The organism is Burkholderia oklahomensis C6786, assembly GCF_000959365.1.
Lineage (GTDB): Bacteria > Pseudomonadota > Gammaproteobacteria > Burkholderiales > Burkholderiaceae > Burkholderia > Burkholderia oklahomensis.
Map to the genome: position 1 here is coordinate 506,681 of NZ_CP009556.1, position 17,241 is coordinate 523,921.

Genomic DNA, 17,241 nt, shown 5'->3' on the forward strand with positions numbered 1-17,241 from the left:
CTCGAATCCGAAACGGCCGCCGTTGTCTTGCCCGGATGCGACGAACGCGCGCCGCCTGTCGCATCGTTCCTTCGTTTTTCCTCCGGCTATTCGGTGAACGGCAGCGTCGTCTGCCCGTCGGCGCGCATCTCGAACACGTTCAACGTCATCGCGACGAGCGCGTAATAGCCGAGCAACGCGACGAGATTCACGATCACCGGGTGGCCGAAACGCGCGACCGACGCGTCGTACGTCGCGTCGGCTACGCGCTTCGTCTCGTACAGCTCGGTCGCGAAGCGGAAGATCAGCGCATCGTCGGCGTCGTCGAACGCCGGGGCCGTGCCGGTTCGGATCGCTTCGGCGACCTCGGCGGGCACGCCCGCATCGAGCGCGATCGGATGATGGATGTGCCATTCCGCCTGCGAGCGCCAACGCGCCGCCGTCACGAGGATCGCGAGCTCCGACAGCCGTAACGGCAGCCCGGTGCGATACCGGCAGAACGCGCCGAGCCGCTGCGCGTGCTGCGCGAGCTCGGGACTCGCGATCCAGCCGAGAAACGGCCCGTTCAGATTGCCGCGCGGCCCGCTCAGGATCTCGTCGAGCACCGCCTTCTGCTCATCGGTCGCGGTCTCGCGCTGGAATTCAGGAAGCCTCATCTTTGTTTTCGTCATGTCGGTTCACCGGAGCAAAAGATGCGCACGTGCGGCCGCACGTCAACGCACGGCTGCCGCGCCGATCGATGCGAGCGCCGCCTCGATCGCGCCCGCGAGCCGCTCGACGATCGTGCCGATCTGCTGCGCGGTGCAGATGAACGGCGGCGCGAGCAGGATATGATCGCCCGAATTGCCGTCGACGGTGCCGCCCATCGGATACACCATCAGCCCGCGCTGCATCGCTTCGCGCTTGACGATCGCGTGGAGCTTCTGCTGCGGCTCGAACGGCGCCTTCGTGTCGCGCTCGCGCACGAGCTCGACGCCGACGAACAGCCCGCGGCCGCGCACGTCGCCGACGTGCGGATGACCGGCGTAGCGCTCGCGCAACAGCGCACGCAGTTGCTCGCCGCGCGCCTTCACGTTGTCGAGCAGCCGATCCTCGGCGATCACGCGCTGCACTTCGAGCGCGGCCGCGCATGCGCTCGCGTGGCCGATATACGTGTGGCCGTGCTGAAAGAAGCCCGAACCGCCGACGATGGTCCGGTAGATCTCGTCGCTGACGAGCGTTGCGCCGATCGGCTGATAGCCGGCGCCGAGCCCTTTCGCGATCGTCAGGATATCGGGCGCGACGCCGTCCTCTTCGCACGCGAACAGATAGCCGGTGCGTCCCATTCCCGACATGATCTCGTCAAGAATCAACAGGACACCGTACTTGTCGCACACCGCGCGGATCTTGCGGAAATACTCGCGCACGGGCGGCACCGCACCCGCCGTCGCGCCGACGACCGTCTCCGCGACGAACGCCGCGACCGTGCCCGGCCCGAGCTCGAGAATCTTGTCTTCGAGCTCGTCGGCAAGGCGCTGCGCGAACGCCTCTTCGCTTTCGTCCGCGCGCTGCTCGCGATACGCGTAGCACGGGCTCACGTGATGCGCTTCGATCAGAAGCGGCAGGAACGGCGCGCGCCGCCACGCGTTGCCGCCGATCGCGAGCGCGCCGAGCGTGTTGCCGTGATAGCTCTGCCGGCGCGCGATGAAATGCCGGCGCGCGGGCTCGTCCTTTTCGACGAAGTACTGACGCGCGAGCTTCAGCGCGGCTTCGATCGCTTCCGATCCGCCCGACACGAAGTACACGTGCTCGAGCCCCGCCGGCGCGGCGGCGACGAGCCGGTCCGCGAGTTCCTCGGCCGGCTGCGTCGTGAAGAACGACGTGTGCGCGTACGGCAGTTGCTGCGCCTGCCGCTTGATCGCGTCGATCACGCGCTGATTGCTGTGCCCGAGGCACGACACGGCCGCGCCGCCGCACGCGTCGATGTAGCGCTTGCCCGTCGAATCGACGATCTCGATGCCGTCGCCCGCGACCGCGACCGGCAGGTTCGCGCGCGGCGCGCGATGAAATACGGTGGTCATGCGTGTCCTTCTTCGTGTCGAAGCGCCGACGGACGCTGCGCGTCCCGCGGCACGAATTGCTGAAAGCACACCGAGCCCTGCTCGCGCACCTCGAACGCGACGCCGTCGTCGCCGATCGAGAACAGCGCGGTCGCAAGCGTGTTTTCGTCGTCGGGATCGTTCGGATCGTCGCGGTAGATCGGCAGGCCGTCGCCCGCGCGGTCGGCGAGCACGCGCCACAGCGCGGATGCGTCGGCTGCGCCGTCGAGCGGCGGCAGAAGCTGCGCGAGCCGCGCTTGCCGATCGGCGGACGACGCGGTGACGATCTGCGCTTCGGCGTCGCAGCCCGGATGAACCAGATGGTTCGCATGGCCGGACACGCCGTCGACGTCGAGCACCGACGTGCGCGCGACGCTCGCCTCGACGCTGACGACGCGCCGCTCGCCCGCGCAGCCGAGCGTGTGATGGAAGCCGCTCGCGCGCGGCGTGTCGCACAGCATGCGCAGCGCGTCGTCGAGCGACAACGCGTCGAGCACCGCGCGCGCGAGGATCATCCGCGGCACACCCGCGGCCGGACGGCCGATGCGGACATTGTTGATCGCCTGCACGAGCCCCGCGCGATTCACCGCAAACGTATGGCCCGGCAGCGAGCCCGGATAGTAGAAACTGACGAAGCCCGGCTTGCCGTCGGGCCGCACGTCGACGAGCATGCACTTGCCGCGCAGATGCGGATCGCCGTCCTCGTTGTGCGCGATCATCCGTTCGCGCGGCGTGCGCACCGCGAGCGTCGTGCAGCCGTCCGGCGCGTTGTGGATCAACTCGCCGCGGCAGTTCCAGACGAACACGTCTTCCGCATGCCAGCCGAGGCCGGCCGCGAGCCCGTCAAGCTCGGCGACGAGCGTCGGAAACGCCGTCTCGGCCGCGCGGCGCAGCTCGGCGACGAACGGATGGCCGCGCCAGCGCGCGACCGCGCGCCATGCGCTGCTCTGCGCGAAGTACGCATCCATCGCCGGCCGGGCGAGCTCGCCGAGCTGCCTGCCGATGTCATGCGGCGAACCCGCCACGACGACGGGCTTGAGAAACTTCATCGGTTGTCCTGATCACGAAACGTGTTTGAGAAAATCCTTCAGGCGCGGCGTCGGCGGATGATCGATCAGCGTCCTCGGATCGCCGTCCTCGGCGATGCCGCCCTGATCCATGAACAAGAGCCGCGTGCCGACCTGCTTCGCAAAGCCGATCTCATGCGTGACGACGATCATCGTCATCCCTTCGTTCGCGAGATCGCGCATCACCTTCAGCACTTCGTGGCGCAGCTCGGGATCGAGCGCCGACGTGGGCTCGTCGAACAGCATCAGCTTCGGCTTGATCGCGAGTGCGCGCGCGATCGCGACGCGCTGCTGCTGGCCGCCCGACAGCTCGGACGGATAGTGGTTCGCGCGTGCTTCGAGGCCCACTTTCACGAGCAGCGCCATCGCCTGATCGCGCGCCTGCGCACGCGACGCGCCGCGCACCTGGGTCGGCCCGAACATCACGTTCTCGAGCGCGGTCATCTGCGGAAACAGATTGAACTGCTGGAACACCATCCCGGCTTCGAGCCGGATGTTGTGGACCACCGCGGCCTTGCCTTTCACGCTCTGCCCGTCGACGAGCAGATCGCCGCCGGTGATCTTCTCGAGCACGTTGATGCAGCGAAGCATCGTCGACTTGCCCGAGCCCGACGGCCCGACGACGACCACGACCTCGCCCGCGTCGATGCACAGGCTGATGTCCTTCAGCACCGGCACGTGACCGAAGCTCTTCGACACATTGCGGAATTCGACCATGCTCATAGGATGCGCATCCTTCTTTCGACGAAGCGAAGCGTGAGCGTCATCACGCCGGTGAGTACGAGATAGATCGCGGCGACCGCGCTCCAGATCTCGACCGCCTGAAAGTTGCCGGCGATGATCTCCTGCCCCTTGCGCGTCAGCTCGCCGACGCCAATCACGATGAACAGCGATGTGTCCTTCAGACTGACGATGCATTGGTTGCCGAGCGGCGGAATCAGCCGACGAAATGCGAGCGGCCCGACGATCTTCACGAGCACGCGCGGCATCGACAGCCCCATCGCAAGCCCCGCTTCCGTCAATCCCTTGGGAATGGAAAGCAATGCGCCGCGCACGACCTCGGCGAGATACGCGCCCGAGTTCAGCGTGATCGCGACGATTGCGGCCGTCAGGCCGTCGATCCGGATATGCGCGAGCAGCGGCAGCGCGAAATAGAGAAACATCACCTGCACGACGATCGGCGTGCCGCGGATCAGTTCGATGTAAACCTGCGCGAGCACGTTCAGCGCGGCAGGGCCGTACGCGCGAAACATGCCGGCGACCATGCCGACGAGAAAACCGCCCGCCAGCCCGAAAAATGCGATGAAAACCGTGAGCTTCACGCCGTCCATCAAGTCCGGCAATGCAGCCCATATCGCTGACCAGTCGAATTGCACATCCAGCTCCCGATTGAGTTTCGATCGACGCGGCGAAACACGCCGCGCCGGCCTGCTTCGCCGCTTACGACTTCGGCGGCTCGGAGCCGAACCACTTCTTGTAGATCTTCGCGTAGCGGCCGTCGGCCTTCATCTTCGCGAGCTCGGCGTTGACCTTCGCGACGAGCGGGCTGCCCTTCGGGAAGCCGATCCCGTACTTGTCGCCGCTCACCGGCGTGCCCGCGACCTTCACGCGGCCCTTGCCTTCGTTGTTCACGAAGAACAGCACGTTCGGCGTGTCGTGCATCGCGGCATCGACGCGGCCGGCTTCGAGCGCGAGATACGCCTGATCGATGTTCGGGAACTGGCGGATCTCCTTCGGCTTCAGGTGCGCCTTGATCCAGTCGATCGTCGCGGTGCCCGTCTTCGCGGCGATCACCTTGCCGTTCAGGTCGTCGATCGACTTGATCGTCGCGTTGTTCGTCTGGACCATCGCGGCGAGACCGCTGTCGTAGTACGGATCGGAGAAGTCGATCGCCTTCTTGCGCTCCTCCTTGATCGTCATTCCGGACAGCGCGACGTCGATGTTCTGCGTCTGCAGCGCCGGAATCAGGCCGGCGAAGTCCATCGGCTGGATCTTGTAGGTCCAGCCCGCGTCTTTCGCGATCTCGGCCCACAGGTCGAGATCGAAGCCGACGTATTTGTCGCCTTGCTTGAACTCGAACGGCATGAACGAGGTGTCGGTGCCGACGACGAGCTCCTTCGCCTGCGCGCTGGCGAGGCTCGCGCCGACGAGCGCGACCGCGACGACTGTCTTGATGAACGAACGGCGTCCCATGATTTATCTTCTCCGCAGTGAGTGGCGATGCCCCGATCTGGCCGGGGAACGGCGACGAACACCAGCCGCACCGCAACACGCGATGTCGTTATTGTAATTCGTGCAACATGTGTTGTCACGACGGATGCTACGCCGCCAAAAAAGAAAGCAACAGGAATTTGCGTCGCAAAAAACCCCTAGGCGTGGGGCTTCGTCTGGCAATGGGAAGGGTGCGGGATTGCCGGGCGCGCCGGCTGAGGCGGGTGCGCAGTGGAAACTTCCGCCGGGGTCCGACCGAATCGAACCGGAGCCTGCGGCATGCGTGAACCGCGGAGCTTGGGGAGCGGCGCGCGCGGCGCGAGACGGCGACCGGCGCGAATGACGATGATGATCGGGACTGCGAATCGCTGGCTTCGGCTTCGGACTGGGAGGGGAGAAGAAGAGCGGCAGGCGGAAGAAAGGGAAGCGGGAAGCATCCGCTTACATCCCGCATCGCCGAGCCAAGCAAAGACATACGCGAAAACGATTCATCGCAATCGCTTCGAACGACGAACCAACTCGCGCCGCGCTGCAGCGCGAAATGCGGCCGCATCGCCCGCCCCGCGCCAACGCAACCGAAGCAACAGCCCGCAAACCGCGCTCAGCCGATCCGCCACGCCCCCGTGCGTTCGAACGCTTGCCGCGCCTGCACGAGCGTCGAGCGCGCCGCGCGCGCGTCGCCCGCGACCTGCAGCAGCGCGCCGAGCTGCGACGGCTGCTTCGCAAGCTCGCGCAGGATCGGCAGGATCGCCGTGCTGCCGTCTTCGCGCAGTCCGGCCGTCGCCGCTTTCGGCAGCGTGCGCCACGCCGGATCGACGATCGCGCGGCACACCGCGAACGGCACGCCGCGCGCCGCCGCGAACGCGCCGGCGATATGCGATTCCATGTCGACCGCGAGCGCGCCGCTCCTCCGATGCAGCGATTCCTTCTCGCGCGCGTCGACGACAGGCGCGCCGACCGCCGCAAGCGTGCCGCGCCGCGTGCGCGCCGCGATCGGCGTGCCGGCGAGCGCGGCGACGAGGCGCGCGCTCCAGGCGGAATCGGTATTGAGCACGCCGAACGGCCCATCGACCGCATCGGCGACGATCAGCACGCCCGGCGCGAGATCGGGTGCGAGGCCGCCCGCCGTGCCGAAACTGACGACGCCCGCGCAGCCGTGCGCATCGGCCGCTTCGGCGAGCGCGCGCTCGAGCCGGTCCGCGCGCGCCGCGTAAACCGCTTCGACGCCCGCGCCGCGCGCGATCCGCGCCTCGAACGCCATCCCGGCGACGGCGATCACGGGCGCGGCCGAATGGCCGGAACCAGCCATCGCCCGTTACATCCCGACCGTCACGCGCGTCGTGTTCGCGCGCTTCAGGTTGCGATAGCGGGCGAGCGCCCACAGCGGGAAGAACTTGCGGTAGCCGTGATAACGCAGATAGAACACGCGCGGGAAGCCCGTCGCGGTGAAGCGCGTCTCGTCCCACAGGCCGTGCTCGCACTGCGCGCCGAGCAGATAGTCGATCCCGCGCGCGACGACCGGATTGTCGACTTCGCCCGCCGCCATCAGGCCGAGCAGCGCCCATGCCGTCTGTGACGACGAGCTCGGCGCACGCTCGTAGCCGCGGTAATCGAGCTTGTAGCTTTCGCCGTCCTCGCCCCAGCCGCCGTCCTGATTCTGAATCGACAAGAGCCATTGCGCGGCCCGCTTCACGCGCGGATCGTCGTGGCCGAGGCCGGCCGCGTTCAGCGCGCACAGCGCGGTCCACGTGCCGTAGATGTAGTTCATCCCCCAGCGGCCGTACCAGCTGCCGTCCGGCTCCTGCTCTTTCAGCATGTAGTCGAATGCACGCCGTGCGGGCTCGCTCGACGCGTTCGTCTCGCCGAGCTGCGCGAGCATCGAAAGGCAGCGGCCCGACACGTCGGCCGTCGGCGGATCGAGCAGCGCGCCGTGATCCGAGAACGGAATGTTGTTCAGGTAGTACTGCGTGTTCTCCGGCTCGAACGCCCCCCAGCCGCCGTCGCTGCTCTGCATGCCGACGACCCACTCGCGCGCGCGCGCGATCTGCTCGCGATACGCATCCGACTGATCGAGCTTCGCGACGCGGTCCATCGCCATCACGACGACCGCCGTGTCGTCGACGTCCGGATAGTGCGGGTTCGCGTACTGGAACGCCCAGCCGCCCGGACGCACGTGCGGACGGCGCGAGATCCAGTCGCCGCGCACGTCGAGGATCTGCCGCGGAATCAGCCAGTCGAGGCCGCGCACGGCCGCGTCGCGCGCGCGCTCGTCGCCCGTCTCGAGCAGCGCGTGCGCGGCGAGCGACGTGTCCCAGACAGGCGACAGGCACGGCTGGCAATACGCCTCTTCTTCGCCGACGACGAGCAGCTTCTCGATCGACTGGCGCGCGATCGCGCGGTTCGGATGATCTTCAGGATAGCCAAGCGCCGCATACATCATCACCGCGTTCGCCATCGCCGGGTAGATCGCGCCGAGGCCGTCCTCGCCGTTCAGGCGCTCGTCGACGAACGCGACCGCCTGCCGGATCGCACGCTCGCGCGTGTAGCGGGGGAACAGGCCGTCGACGAGGCGCAGCACGCCGTCGACCGCGCGGAAGAACGCGAACCAGCCGGTGCTCTGGTGCGGCTGCTTCGGCAGCAGGCCCGTGTTGACGGGCGCGCTCTTGAACAGCTCGTCGATGCGCACGCCGCGCGGATTCTTCGCGACCGGCCGCTTCGCGTTCAGCACGAGGAGCGGCACGATCACGGTGCGCGCCCAATACGACACCTTCGACAGATGGAACGGGAACCATTGCGGCAGCAGCATCACTTCGACCGGCATCATCGGCACCGCGTACCACGGCACGACGCCGTACAGCGCGAGCTGAATCCGCGTGAACACGTTCGACGTCTCCGCGCCGCCCATCGCGTGGATCGCGCGACGCGCGCGCTGCATGTGCTCGGCGTTCTCGTCGTCGCCGATCACCTTCAGCGCGAAGTACGCCTTCACGCTCGCGCTGACGTTCGGCGCGCCGTCGGTGAAGAGCGGCCAGCCGCCGTCCGGCTGCTGGATGCGGCGCAGATAGCGCGCGATCTTCTGCTCGAGCTCGGCGTTCGGCTCCTCGCCGAGATAGTGGACGAGCAGCACGTATTCGGCCGGGATCGTCGAATCGGCCTCGAGTTCGTAGACCCAGTGGCCGTCCGCGTTCTGCGCGGCGAGGAGCGCGTCGGTCGCGCGCGCGACGGCGGCGTCGAGGCCGGCGGTCACGGCGGGCGCATCGGCGGCCGGCGCGGCGGCTGCGTCGAGCGTGTGCATTTCGGTCATGTCGTTCATCGGTCCCTCTCTTATTGCCGGCGCGCGCGTCGGGCGATCTCGCCTGGACGAAGCGCGCGCCTGTTCGTCGCGGGCCGGCCTGCGGCCGTCCAAGCGCCCGCGGACACCTGGTTCGACACGCGCGTGCGCGTGCCGGGACGTTGCATGCGCCGCGCGGGTGCCGCGCGACAAGCCATCGGCGCGACGCAGACGCCGGTTCCGATCGTCATGCGTCGCGTGCGATCGGATCGGCGCCGCCCGCGCGCGGCGGCGGGTTGCGATGCGGTGCGCAGTGCGCGCCGCCGTTCGAACGTCGCGGCGCGGCCGGACAAGCGCGCGCCGCCCGCGCCGACGGTCTCCCGCATCGAATCAGAACAGCGCGTAACGCGCCACGAGCAGCAGCATCCGCGCGCGCGGCTTGCGCAGCGGCGTGCGCGGCGGTGCGAAGCCGCGTGCGACCGCGGCTTCGAGAATCAGGCGATATGCGCCCGACATGATGCGCGGCGCGCGAACTTGCGTGCGCGGCGACGCGTCCATCACCGCATCGGCCTGCGCGAAATGCCGCTGTGCGCGCTCGACGAGCGTCGCGCAGACGCGCGGCAGCTTCGGATCGCGCGCAATCGTCTGCGGATCGGTGATCGCGATCCCTTCGCGTGCGAGCAGCTCGCGCGGCAGGTAGCAGCGGTTGATCGCCGCGTCGTCGTCGATGTCGCGCAGGATGTTCGTCAATTGCAGCGCGCGGCCGAGGTGGTGCGACAGCACGCGGCCGGACTCGTCCGGCATCCCGAAAATCCTCACCGATAGCCGGCCGGCGGAGCTCGCGACGCGGTCGCAGTACAGGTCGAGCGTCGCTTCGTCGGGCGCGCAGATGTCCTCGGCGGCGTCCATCGCCATCCCGTCGATCATCGCGTGGAAGTCTTCGCGATGCAGTCCGAACTTTCCGATCTCGCGCACGAGCGGCACGAGCGACGCGCGCGGCTTGCCCGCGTAGCAGTCGTCGATGTCCGCGCGCCAGCGGTCGAGCTGCGCCGCGCGCTCGGCGCGCGGGCCGCCTTCGTCGGCGATGTCGTCGACCGCGCGGCAGAACGCGTAGACCTGGAACATCGCGTCGCGCTGCTCCGCGGGCAGGATGCGCATCGCGAGATAGAAAGAGCTGCCCGATGTGACGGCAGCGGCGTCGGTTTCGTTATCGTCCACGACGGGATTGGAAACGGCCAAGACGAGCTCCGCTAAGGCGCCCTCGCGGGGCGATTGAAGAAGCCATGCCCGGCTGGGGATGGTAAATGCGTGCGAGATGCGCGAACGATGGGCGCAGACAGGCACAAATTACCGGCGGGAAACCGGAATTGGGCGAGAGTATAGCAATCTTTAAAGGTCGCTGCCGCCCGGTTCGGCTGCCGAATTACAGACGGAGGGCACGGTGTGGTGCGTTCTCGTGGGCAGTGCGGACGAGTGGTTCGATTTTGCGGGCGGTGCGGGCGTGAACGTCGTCGTGAATAGGGGACGAAGCGCGACGGAGATTGGAGGTCTGCGGGGATTACAGCTCTCAAAAGTCTCAATTCGTCGGCTTGGATGTGGATTGATGATCGGTCGAATTCAATCGACGTGTTGCCAGACTTTGTTCTGCCCTCATCATGCGCTCAAGCGAAATCCGCGCCTGTCGCCTGTCGCCTGTCGCCTGTCGCCTGTCGCCTGTCGCCTGTCGCCTGTCGCCTGTCGCCTGTCGCCGTCGGGCGGGCATTGGGTACTTGGCGCTCGGCAATCAGTGTTCGGCGTTTGGCGGCCGGCATTCGCCATGGAACAACCCGGCACACGACAAAATACGCCCTTGGGGCGCCATCGACCGCCACGCCACGCCGATTCCTCACTAAGATGGCGCAAGCCTGCAATCGACCACTCGAACCATAATCACAGGAGACAAACTTGCCGACCGAACCGCGCGACACCATCGCCGACCGCCGCGACCCCGCGGGAACGTCCCCGCTGCCTTTCGTGCTGGTGCACGGCGCCTGGCACGGCGCGTGGGCCTACGAGCGGGTGATCCCCGCGCTCGCCGTGCACGGCCACGCGGCCGTCGCGCGCGACCTGCCCGCGCACGGCATCAACGCCCGCTTCCCCGCGTCGTTTTTCAAGCGCCCGCTCGACGCCGCCGCGTTCGCGAGCGAGCCGTCGCCCGTCGCGGGCACGACGCTCGACGATTACGTCGACCACGTGCTGCACACCATCGACCAGGTTCGCGCGCTCGGTCATGAGCGAGTCGTGCTCGTCGGCCACAGCATGGGCGGCATCGCGATCACAATGGCCGCGGAGCGCGCACCGGAGAAGATCGCGAAGCTCGTCTATCTGGCCGCGTTCATGCCGACCGCCGGCGCGACCGGGCTCGACTACGTGCGCGCGCCGGAGAACCAGGGCGAAATGCTGGCGCCGCTGATGATGGCGAGCCCGAAGGCGACGGGCGCGCTGCGGATGGATCCGCGCAGCGAAGATCCGGCGTACCGCGCAGCCGCGAAGCGCGCGCTCTGCGACGACGCGAACGACGCCGACCACACGGCGGTCGGCCATCTGCTCAGTTGCGACGTGCCGGCGGCGCCGTTCGCGACGCGCATCGACACGACGGCCGCGCGCTGGGGCGCGATCGAGCGTCATTACATCAAGTGCCTGCGCGATCGGGTGCTGCTGCCTGCGCTGCAGCAGCGCTTCATCGACGAGGCCGACGCGCTCGCCCCCGGCAACCGCACGCACGTGCACACGCTCGACAGCAGCCACTCGCCGTTCATCGCGCAGCCGGACGCAGTCGCCGATACGCTGGCCGCGATCGCGCGCGGCTGACGCCGTTCACGCGACGCAGCGACGCAGCGGACGCGGTGCGCCGGCTGCGTCGCCTCGTGCGCGGTGTCGCGGTCGCCGAAGGTGCGCGAGTTGTCCGAGCGAACGGGTGAACGAACAGTCGAGCGCTCCGGCACTCCGGCACCCAAGCGATCGAATGATCGAATCCCGCAACGATCGAACCCGCCGCCTCACCCAAACGCAACCGAACAATTCCGCCCCTGCCGCTTCGCACGATAAAGCGCGGCGTCGGCTTCGTTGACGAGCGTCTCGTGCGTGAGCGCGCCGGCGTGCGCGGCCGCGCCGCCGACGCTCGCCGTCACCGGCACCCGCACGCCTTCCGCTTCGATCGGCGTGTTGCCGATCGTCTGCCGGATCTTCTCGGCGACGTGCATCGCCTCGTCGAGCGACGTGCACGGCAGCAGCAACGCGAATTCCTCGCCGCCGAAGCGGCCGAACGTATCCTGCAATCGCACGACGTCCGCGACGCGGCGCGCCATTACACGCAACACGTTGTCCCCGACGACGTGGCCAAAGCGGTCGTTGATCGCCTTGAAGTGGTCGAGATCGAACAACAGCACCGACAGATTGCCGCCGTAGCGCTGCCAACGCTCGAATTCGTCGCGCAGCCGCGCCTCGAAAAAGCGCCGGTTCGCGATGCCCGTCAGCCCGTCGCGGTTCGCGTATTCCTGCAGCTTCGCGACGGCTTCTTCGCGCTCGCGCTGCATCACGCTCACGTGCGTGACGTCGGAGATCGTCACGCAGACGGCCTCGACTTCGCGTCCGCGCGCGATCGGCACGAACGTGCAATCCTGCTGCATGAAGTCGACGCCGCCCGTGATCGGCCGGTCGTGATCGAAGCGAAACAGATACGGCCGCTGCTCCCACGAGCTGAACGCGAAGCTGCCGAGCTGGAACACGCTCTCGATCTTGCGCGACAGCCACGCGCGCGGCAGCTCCGGAAAACTGTCGAACAGATTGCGGCCGATCACGTCGGCGGCGGCGACGCCGCTGTGATCCTGCATGAACCGGTTCCACATGAGTACCTTCATCTCGCGGTCGAGCACGAAAATACCGAAGCTGACCCGTTCGATGACGAGATCGCTCAGCGAAGAAAGAAGGTTCATAAGCTGGACAGCAACGTATCGAGGGCGTCGCTCATATGACGAATCGAGTCTTCCGCGAGCAGCATCACGAAATGCGTGCGGGCGCCGTCGTCCGCGACGCCGAAGTTCACTTCGAGAAGGAGCGTCTCGCTCCATGCGAGCACGTCGGGCTGAAATGCGTCGTCGAGCGCGATGTCTTCGCCGAGCAGCCCCGGCGGCGAAAACACCGGTGTGCGCCCGAGCTCGTCGAGAATCGACGACACGCACGCGCCCATCAGCACGTTCGCCATGTCGAACACGAGCTCGGCCTGCGTGACGGTTCCGAATCCGTCGTCCGCGTACGCGTCGTCGACGAGCGACACGAGCTGGCCGACGCCCGCGCTGCGGCACAGCATCAGCGCCTCGCCCTTGATGTCGGAGCGAAAGCCCTGGCGCACGGCGGTCACGTTGTCGTGAATGCCCGTCATGTCGCGCAGCACGCGGCCGACGTCGGCCGCGCGCACGACGCGCACGCGCGGCACCGACAGCTCGATGAAGGTGCCGAGGAGAAGCGCGAGACGCGCCGCCGCGCGTCCCATCGCGAGGTTGGCGATCTCCTGCAGGGCGTCGCGTTGCTCCGCCGTCAACACCATCTCAGACATACAACCCATACTCCTTGAGAATGGGCAGCAATGCTTCCGAGGTGACGGGCTTGGCGACGAAAGCCGCCGCGCCCAGCTCGCGCACGCGTGCCTGCGCCATCGGTTGGATATCGGCGGACACGACGATCACGAACGTGTTCAGATCCTCGCCGCGCAATGTCTCGAGCACTTCGTAGCCGCTCATGTCCGGCATCGTCAGATCGAGAAACATCACCGATGCCTTGCCGTCGCGATACAGCGTCAGCGCCTCGCGACCGTTCGACGCATAGTTCACTTCGACGTCCCAGCCCACCGGCAGCGCCTTCGTCAGCAGCTTGCGAGCAAGCAAGGAATCGTCGGCGATCACAATCGGCAGAGGCATGGCTGTCGTAGCGGTAAACGGAGTCGTGTGTCTCGCGTTAACGACGGTTCGCCGCGCTTCTTTAGGCAAGGTGCAACTGGCGATACGAGGGACGGACCACGCGCGCACCGCCCGGCTCGCAAGAACCGGCTCGACGCGCCGGACGCGCCCGCTCGCGGATGGACCTCGTCGAGGCTGCGCCCGTGCATCGCGGGCATGTTCCGCATAGGAAAGCGATGCGGGATTCTGGGAGTAAACCCGGGGCGTTGCAACTCGCCATTTTTCCCCGTTCGAACAGAATTGATTAGCTCGGTTTCGAATCCGGGAATAGCTCGAATAGTTTTTGCGATAAGCACGCAAATTATTCTTTTGCTTACGTTTGCGCTTTTGAATTCGTCGCTGTTTGCGCGAAGCCGCCGGAAACGCCGGAAATCCGGGCTTGCGCAATGCCCGCGCCGCATGCGGGCGCGCATGCGCGACTCGTTTATGATGCCGATCAATCCTCCAGCATTCGCTCGCCAGCCATGACGCCCGATCGGCCCGACGCCTCACGCTCGACACCGCCCGACAACGATTGGGAAGACGACGCATCGTTCGCGGCCGGCGCGCCGGAACATGACTTCGCGGTGCGGCGCGTGACGCTCATCGTGATGCTCGTCGCCGCGATCGTGCTGCCGTGCGTGTACGTCGCGGTGATGGCTTACAACGACATGCGCACGCGCGAAGCCACCGCGCGCGACGTGACGATGCGCACGGTGCGCGTCGCCGAAGAGCACGCGCTGAAGGTGTTCGATCTGTCGGAGACGCTGGATGCGCGCATCGTCGATCTCGTCCAGGATCTCGACGACGCCGCGGTCCGCAACGCCGAAGCCGACATCCACGACGCGCTCAACACGATCGGCGGCGGCTATCCGCAGGTCGCGTCGGTGTCGATCTTCGGCGCGAGCGGGATGCTGCTCGCGAACAGCCTCTATTACCCGGCGCCGTATGCGTCGATCGCGAATCGCGACGATTTCGTCGGCATCCGCGACGGCAAGGTGATCGAGCACATCTCGCGCGTGATGCCGGGCCCGCTCAAGGCGGCGAATCCGGGTCCCGTGTTCAACACGGGCGTCGCGCGGCGCCACAGCGATGGGACGTTTGCGGGGATGGTGTCGATCGCGCTGAAGTCGTCGTATTTCAACGCGTTCTATCGCGACCTGCTTGGCGGCGCGAATGCGCCGATGTCGATGGCGCTCACGCGCAGCGACGGCGCCGTGCTCGCGTCGTATCCGCCCGCGCCGCACGGCGCGTCGGACGACGCCGCCGCGCAAGCCGACAGCGCGACGCCGCTCGGCGGCGCACAGGGCGAGCAGCGCGCGGGCGTCGTGCGCGTGAAGCGCGACGGCGACAGCGAGATCGTCGCGTACCGGCAGGTCGGCAGCTATCCGGTGTTCGTGTCGTGCGCGTACCGCACGTCCGCGATCCGCCGCGCGTGGTACGAGCACCTGAGCGTTCTGTTCATCTCGATGTTCGCGCCGTCCGCCGCGCTGTGGGGCGTGATCTGGCTGTCGCTCAAGCGGCTGCGCGCCGAAGAGGAGGCGTGGGAGCGCTGGCAGGCGGAGGCGTCGATGCGGCGCTCGATCGAATCGGCATACCGGCAGTCGCGCAAGATGGAGGCGCTCGGCAATCTCGTCGGCAGCGTCGCGCACGACTTCAACAACCTGCTGATGATCATCTCGAGCAACGTGCAGATCGTGCGGCGGCGCGGCGTCCAGCATCTCGACACCGAGCTCGCGGCGATCGAGCGCGCGCTGAAGAACGGCCAGTCGCTGACGCGCCAGCTGCTCGGCGTCGCGCGCAAGCAGCCGCTGCGCAGCGAGACGATCGACGTCGCGCAGTGGCTCGCGTCATGCCGCGAATTGCTGAAGACATCGCTCGGCTCGAAGTCGACGCTCGCCGTCGATACGCAGCTCGACTTGTGGCCCGTGCGCGTCGACGTCGCGGAACTCGAGCTCGCATTGATCAATCTCGCCGTCAACGCCCGCGACGCGATGCCGCAAGGCGGCCGCTTCAGGATCGGCGCGCACAACATCACGTTCCGCCGCGAGGACGGATTTCCGCTGACGGGCGACTTCGTGCAGATCTCGGTCGAGGACACGGGCCTGGGCATGCCGCCCGACGTGCTCGCGCGCGCGTTCGAGCCGCTCTTCACGACGAAGGCGAAGGGGATGGGCACGGGGCTCGGGTTGCCGCAGGTGTTCGCGTTCTGCGAGCGCTCGGGCGGCCTCGCGACGATCGACAGCGAAGTCGGCGCCGGCACGTCGGTGCGGCTCTACCTGCCGCGCACGACGGACGTCGCGCCGCCCGTCGTCGCGCCGGACGCGACCGACAGGCCGGCCGCGGCGTCGACGCCCGCGGGGCTGCGGATCCTGCTCGTCGAGGACAACAGCGAAGTCGCGGCGGGCACCGAGGCGCTGCTCGAGCTGCTCGGCCACCGGGTCGCATACGCGCCGAACGCGGACGACGCGCTGCGCATGCTGACCGAAGCGGGCGCCGAGCCGGCGGCGCCCGGCGCGTTCGATCTCGTGATCTCGGACATCCACATGCCCGGCACGATGAACGGGATCGACCTGGCGGAAGCGATCGAGCGCGGCGATGCGAAGCTGCCGGTGATTCTCGTCACCGGCTACGCGGAGGAGTTCGACCGGACGCGCCGCGTGCACGCGCGCTTGCTGTCGAAGCCGTTCGACATCGCGCTGCTCGACGGCATGCTGCTGAAGATCCAGCACGAGCGCGATGCGCGGCTTGCGGGGCACGCGGGGCATGCGGATTGAGTTCGGTGGACTGACTGGTTTGTTTATTCGGTTGAGGGGATGGTGGTTGCTGGCGGTGGTGGCCGGCGATGGCATCCGATCCCTCCCGGTCAACCGGTCAACCGGTCGATCAGCCGTCAAGCCGACTTCGCGTGCCGACGCACCCAGTCCGCGTAGCGATCGACGAACCCCTGCAGGAACTTGCGCGTGTCGTCGTTGACGATGTTGCCCTGCGCGCCGATCTTCGACGCGTCGTGCTTGATGAACACTTCGGGCTGGCCGAGTGTCGGAACGTCGAGATACGCAAGCACGTTGCGCAGGTGCTGCTGCGCGAGCGCGGTGCCGGTCGCGCCGGGCGACGTGCCGAGCACGGCGGCCGGCTTGCCCGTCCACGAATTGCCGCCCCACGGACGCGAACCCCAATCGAGCGCGTTCTTCAGCACGCCCGGCATCGAGCGGTTGTACTCGGGCGTGACGAACAGCAGGCCCTGCGCCGCTTCGATCGCCTGCTTGAAACGCTTTGCGACGTCGGGAAAATCGGCGTCGTAGTCCTGACTATAAAGCGGCAGCGAGCCGATATCGACCGATTCGAACGACAGATCGGCCGGCGCGAGCGAGACCACCGCCGTTGCGAGCGCGCGATTGAACGACTCGCGCCGCAGACTGCCGACAATCACCGCAATACGATAAGCCATCTGATTCTCCTTCCGTCCAGTAGGTAATCGATTGGATTCGTTCCCGATTGCATATCAACCGGCCCTTTTATGAGCAAGCCAGCTTGAGTCCCGGCGCATCGGGGCTTCGAGCCAGATTTCCACAAAGTTTTCCACAGAATCTGTGGATAACCTGATGAATATGTACGCCGGTTACATTTATGTCGCCCGGACGTATTTCATGCCTCTGCCA

Annotated in this window: 16 protein-coding genes; 2 read left to right on the forward strand and 14 right to left on the reverse strand. The window is 67.2% G+C overall.

Annotation, left to right across the window (positions count from 1 at the left end):
- Window positions 1-86: 86 nt before the first annotated feature.
- The 10 genes from BG90_RS20230 to hpnD all read right to left on the reverse strand — a co-directional run bounded on the left by BG90_RS20230 (window position 87) and on the right by hpnD (window position 9,845).
- On the reverse strand, window positions 87-650 hold the full coding sequence (locus BG90_RS20230) for a carboxymuconolactone decarboxylase family protein (RefSeq protein ID WP_010121028.1): 564 nt from the start codon (window positions 648-650) through the stop codon (window positions 87-89).
- Window positions 651-692: 42 nt separating this feature from the next.
- The gene (locus BG90_RS20235; RefSeq protein ID WP_010110858.1) at window positions 693-2,039 is read right to left on the reverse strand and encodes an aspartate aminotransferase family protein; all 1,347 of its coding nucleotides are present in this window, start codon (window positions 2,037-2,039) and stop codon (window positions 693-695) included.
- Window positions 2,036-3,106, reverse strand: a complete 1,071-nt coding sequence (locus BG90_RS20240; RefSeq protein WP_010121029.1) for a C45 family autoproteolytic acyltransferase/hydrolase — start codon at window positions 3,104-3,106, stop codon at window positions 2,036-2,038. The genes BG90_RS20235 and BG90_RS20240 overlap by 4 nt, the downstream gene beginning before the upstream one ends.
- A gap of 12 nt (window positions 3,107-3,118) precedes the next feature.
- The gene (gene glnQ / locus BG90_RS20245) at window positions 3,119-3,847 is read right to left on the reverse strand and encodes a glutamine ABC transporter ATP-binding protein GlnQ (protein WP_010121030.1); all 729 of its coding nucleotides are present in this window, start codon (window positions 3,845-3,847) and stop codon (window positions 3,119-3,121) included.
- Window positions 3,844-4,500, reverse strand: a complete 657-nt coding sequence (gene glnP / locus BG90_RS20250) for a glutamine ABC transporter permease GlnP (protein WP_010110861.1) — start codon at window positions 4,498-4,500, stop codon at window positions 3,844-3,846. The genes glnQ and glnP overlap by 4 nt, the downstream gene beginning before the upstream one ends.
- 64 nt (window positions 4,501-4,564) lie before the next feature.
- Window positions 4,565-5,317, reverse strand: coding sequence for a glutamine ABC transporter substrate-binding protein GlnH (glnH, locus tag BG90_RS20255; RefSeq protein WP_010110862.1), 753 nt, complete (start codon window positions 5,315-5,317; stop codon window positions 4,565-4,567).
- 619 nt (window positions 5,318-5,936) lie between these two features.
- Window positions 5,937-6,644 carry a phosphorylase gene (locus tag BG90_RS20260; protein ID WP_010121031.1) on the reverse strand — a complete coding sequence of 236 codons (708 nt, stop codon included), beginning with the start codon at window positions 6,642-6,644 and terminating at the stop codon, window positions 5,937-5,939.
- 6 nt (window positions 6,645-6,650) lie between these two features.
- Window positions 6,651-8,648: a squalene--hopene cyclase gene (gene shc, locus BG90_RS20265; protein ID WP_010121032.1), complete on the reverse strand. Its 1,998-nt coding sequence runs from the start codon at window positions 8,646-8,648 to the stop codon at window positions 6,651-6,653.
- A gap of 11 nt (window positions 8,649-8,659) precedes the next feature.
- Window positions 8,660-8,992 carry a hypothetical protein gene (locus tag BG90_RS37430; protein ID WP_045568374.1) on the reverse strand — a complete coding sequence of 111 codons (333 nt, stop codon included), beginning with the start codon at window positions 8,990-8,992 and terminating at the stop codon, window positions 8,660-8,662.
- A gap of 4 nt (window positions 8,993-8,996) precedes the next feature.
- Complete coding sequence (gene hpnD / locus BG90_RS20275) at window positions 8,997-9,845, reverse strand: presqualene diphosphate synthase HpnD (RefSeq protein ID WP_010110872.1); 849 nt, start codon at window positions 9,843-9,845, stop codon at window positions 8,997-8,999.
- 705 nt (window positions 9,846-10,550) lie between these two features.
- On the opposite strand from hpnD, the gene BG90_RS20280 reads away from it, so the two are divergent.
- A complete protein-coding gene (locus tag BG90_RS20280) occupies window positions 10,551-11,456 on the forward strand; it encodes an alpha/beta fold hydrolase (RefSeq protein WP_010117572.1) in 906 nt (301 codons plus the stop codon).
- 188 nt (window positions 11,457-11,644) lie between these two features.
- Here the strand turns inward: BG90_RS20280 and BG90_RS20285 are convergent, their stop codons facing one another.
- Genes BG90_RS20285 through BG90_RS20295 form a run of 3 tightly spaced genes read right to left on the reverse strand, consistent with a single transcriptional unit; the run spans window position 11,645 to window position 13,561 of the window.
- Window positions 11,645-12,580: a sensor domain-containing diguanylate cyclase gene (locus BG90_RS20285; RefSeq protein WP_010110881.1), complete on the reverse strand. Its 936-nt coding sequence runs from the start codon at window positions 12,578-12,580 to the stop codon at window positions 11,645-11,647.
- Window positions 12,577-13,200, reverse strand: a complete 624-nt coding sequence (locus BG90_RS20290) for a chemotaxis protein CheC (RefSeq protein WP_025990066.1) — start codon at window positions 13,198-13,200, stop codon at window positions 12,577-12,579. The genes BG90_RS20285 and BG90_RS20290 overlap by 4 nt, the downstream gene beginning before the upstream one ends.
- On the reverse strand, window positions 13,193-13,561 hold the full coding sequence (locus BG90_RS20295; protein WP_010117575.1) for a response regulator: 369 nt from the start codon (window positions 13,559-13,561) through the stop codon (window positions 13,193-13,195). The genes BG90_RS20290 and BG90_RS20295 overlap by 8 nt, the downstream gene beginning before the upstream one ends.
- 503 nt (window positions 13,562-14,064) lie before the next feature.
- On the opposite strand from BG90_RS20295, the gene BG90_RS20300 reads away from it, so the two are divergent.
- Window positions 14,065-16,356: a hybrid sensor histidine kinase/response regulator gene (locus BG90_RS20300; protein ID WP_010117576.1), complete on the forward strand. Its 2,292-nt coding sequence runs from the start codon at window positions 14,065-14,067 to the stop codon at window positions 16,354-16,356.
- A 116-nt stretch (window positions 16,357-16,472) separates the two neighbouring features.
- On the opposite strand, the gene BG90_RS20305 is transcribed toward BG90_RS20300, so the two are convergent.
- Window positions 16,473-17,030: an NADPH-dependent FMN reductase gene (locus tag BG90_RS20305; protein ID WP_010117578.1), complete on the reverse strand. Its 558-nt coding sequence runs from the start codon at window positions 17,028-17,030 to the stop codon at window positions 16,473-16,475.
- Window positions 17,031-17,241: the final 211 nt, after the last annotated feature.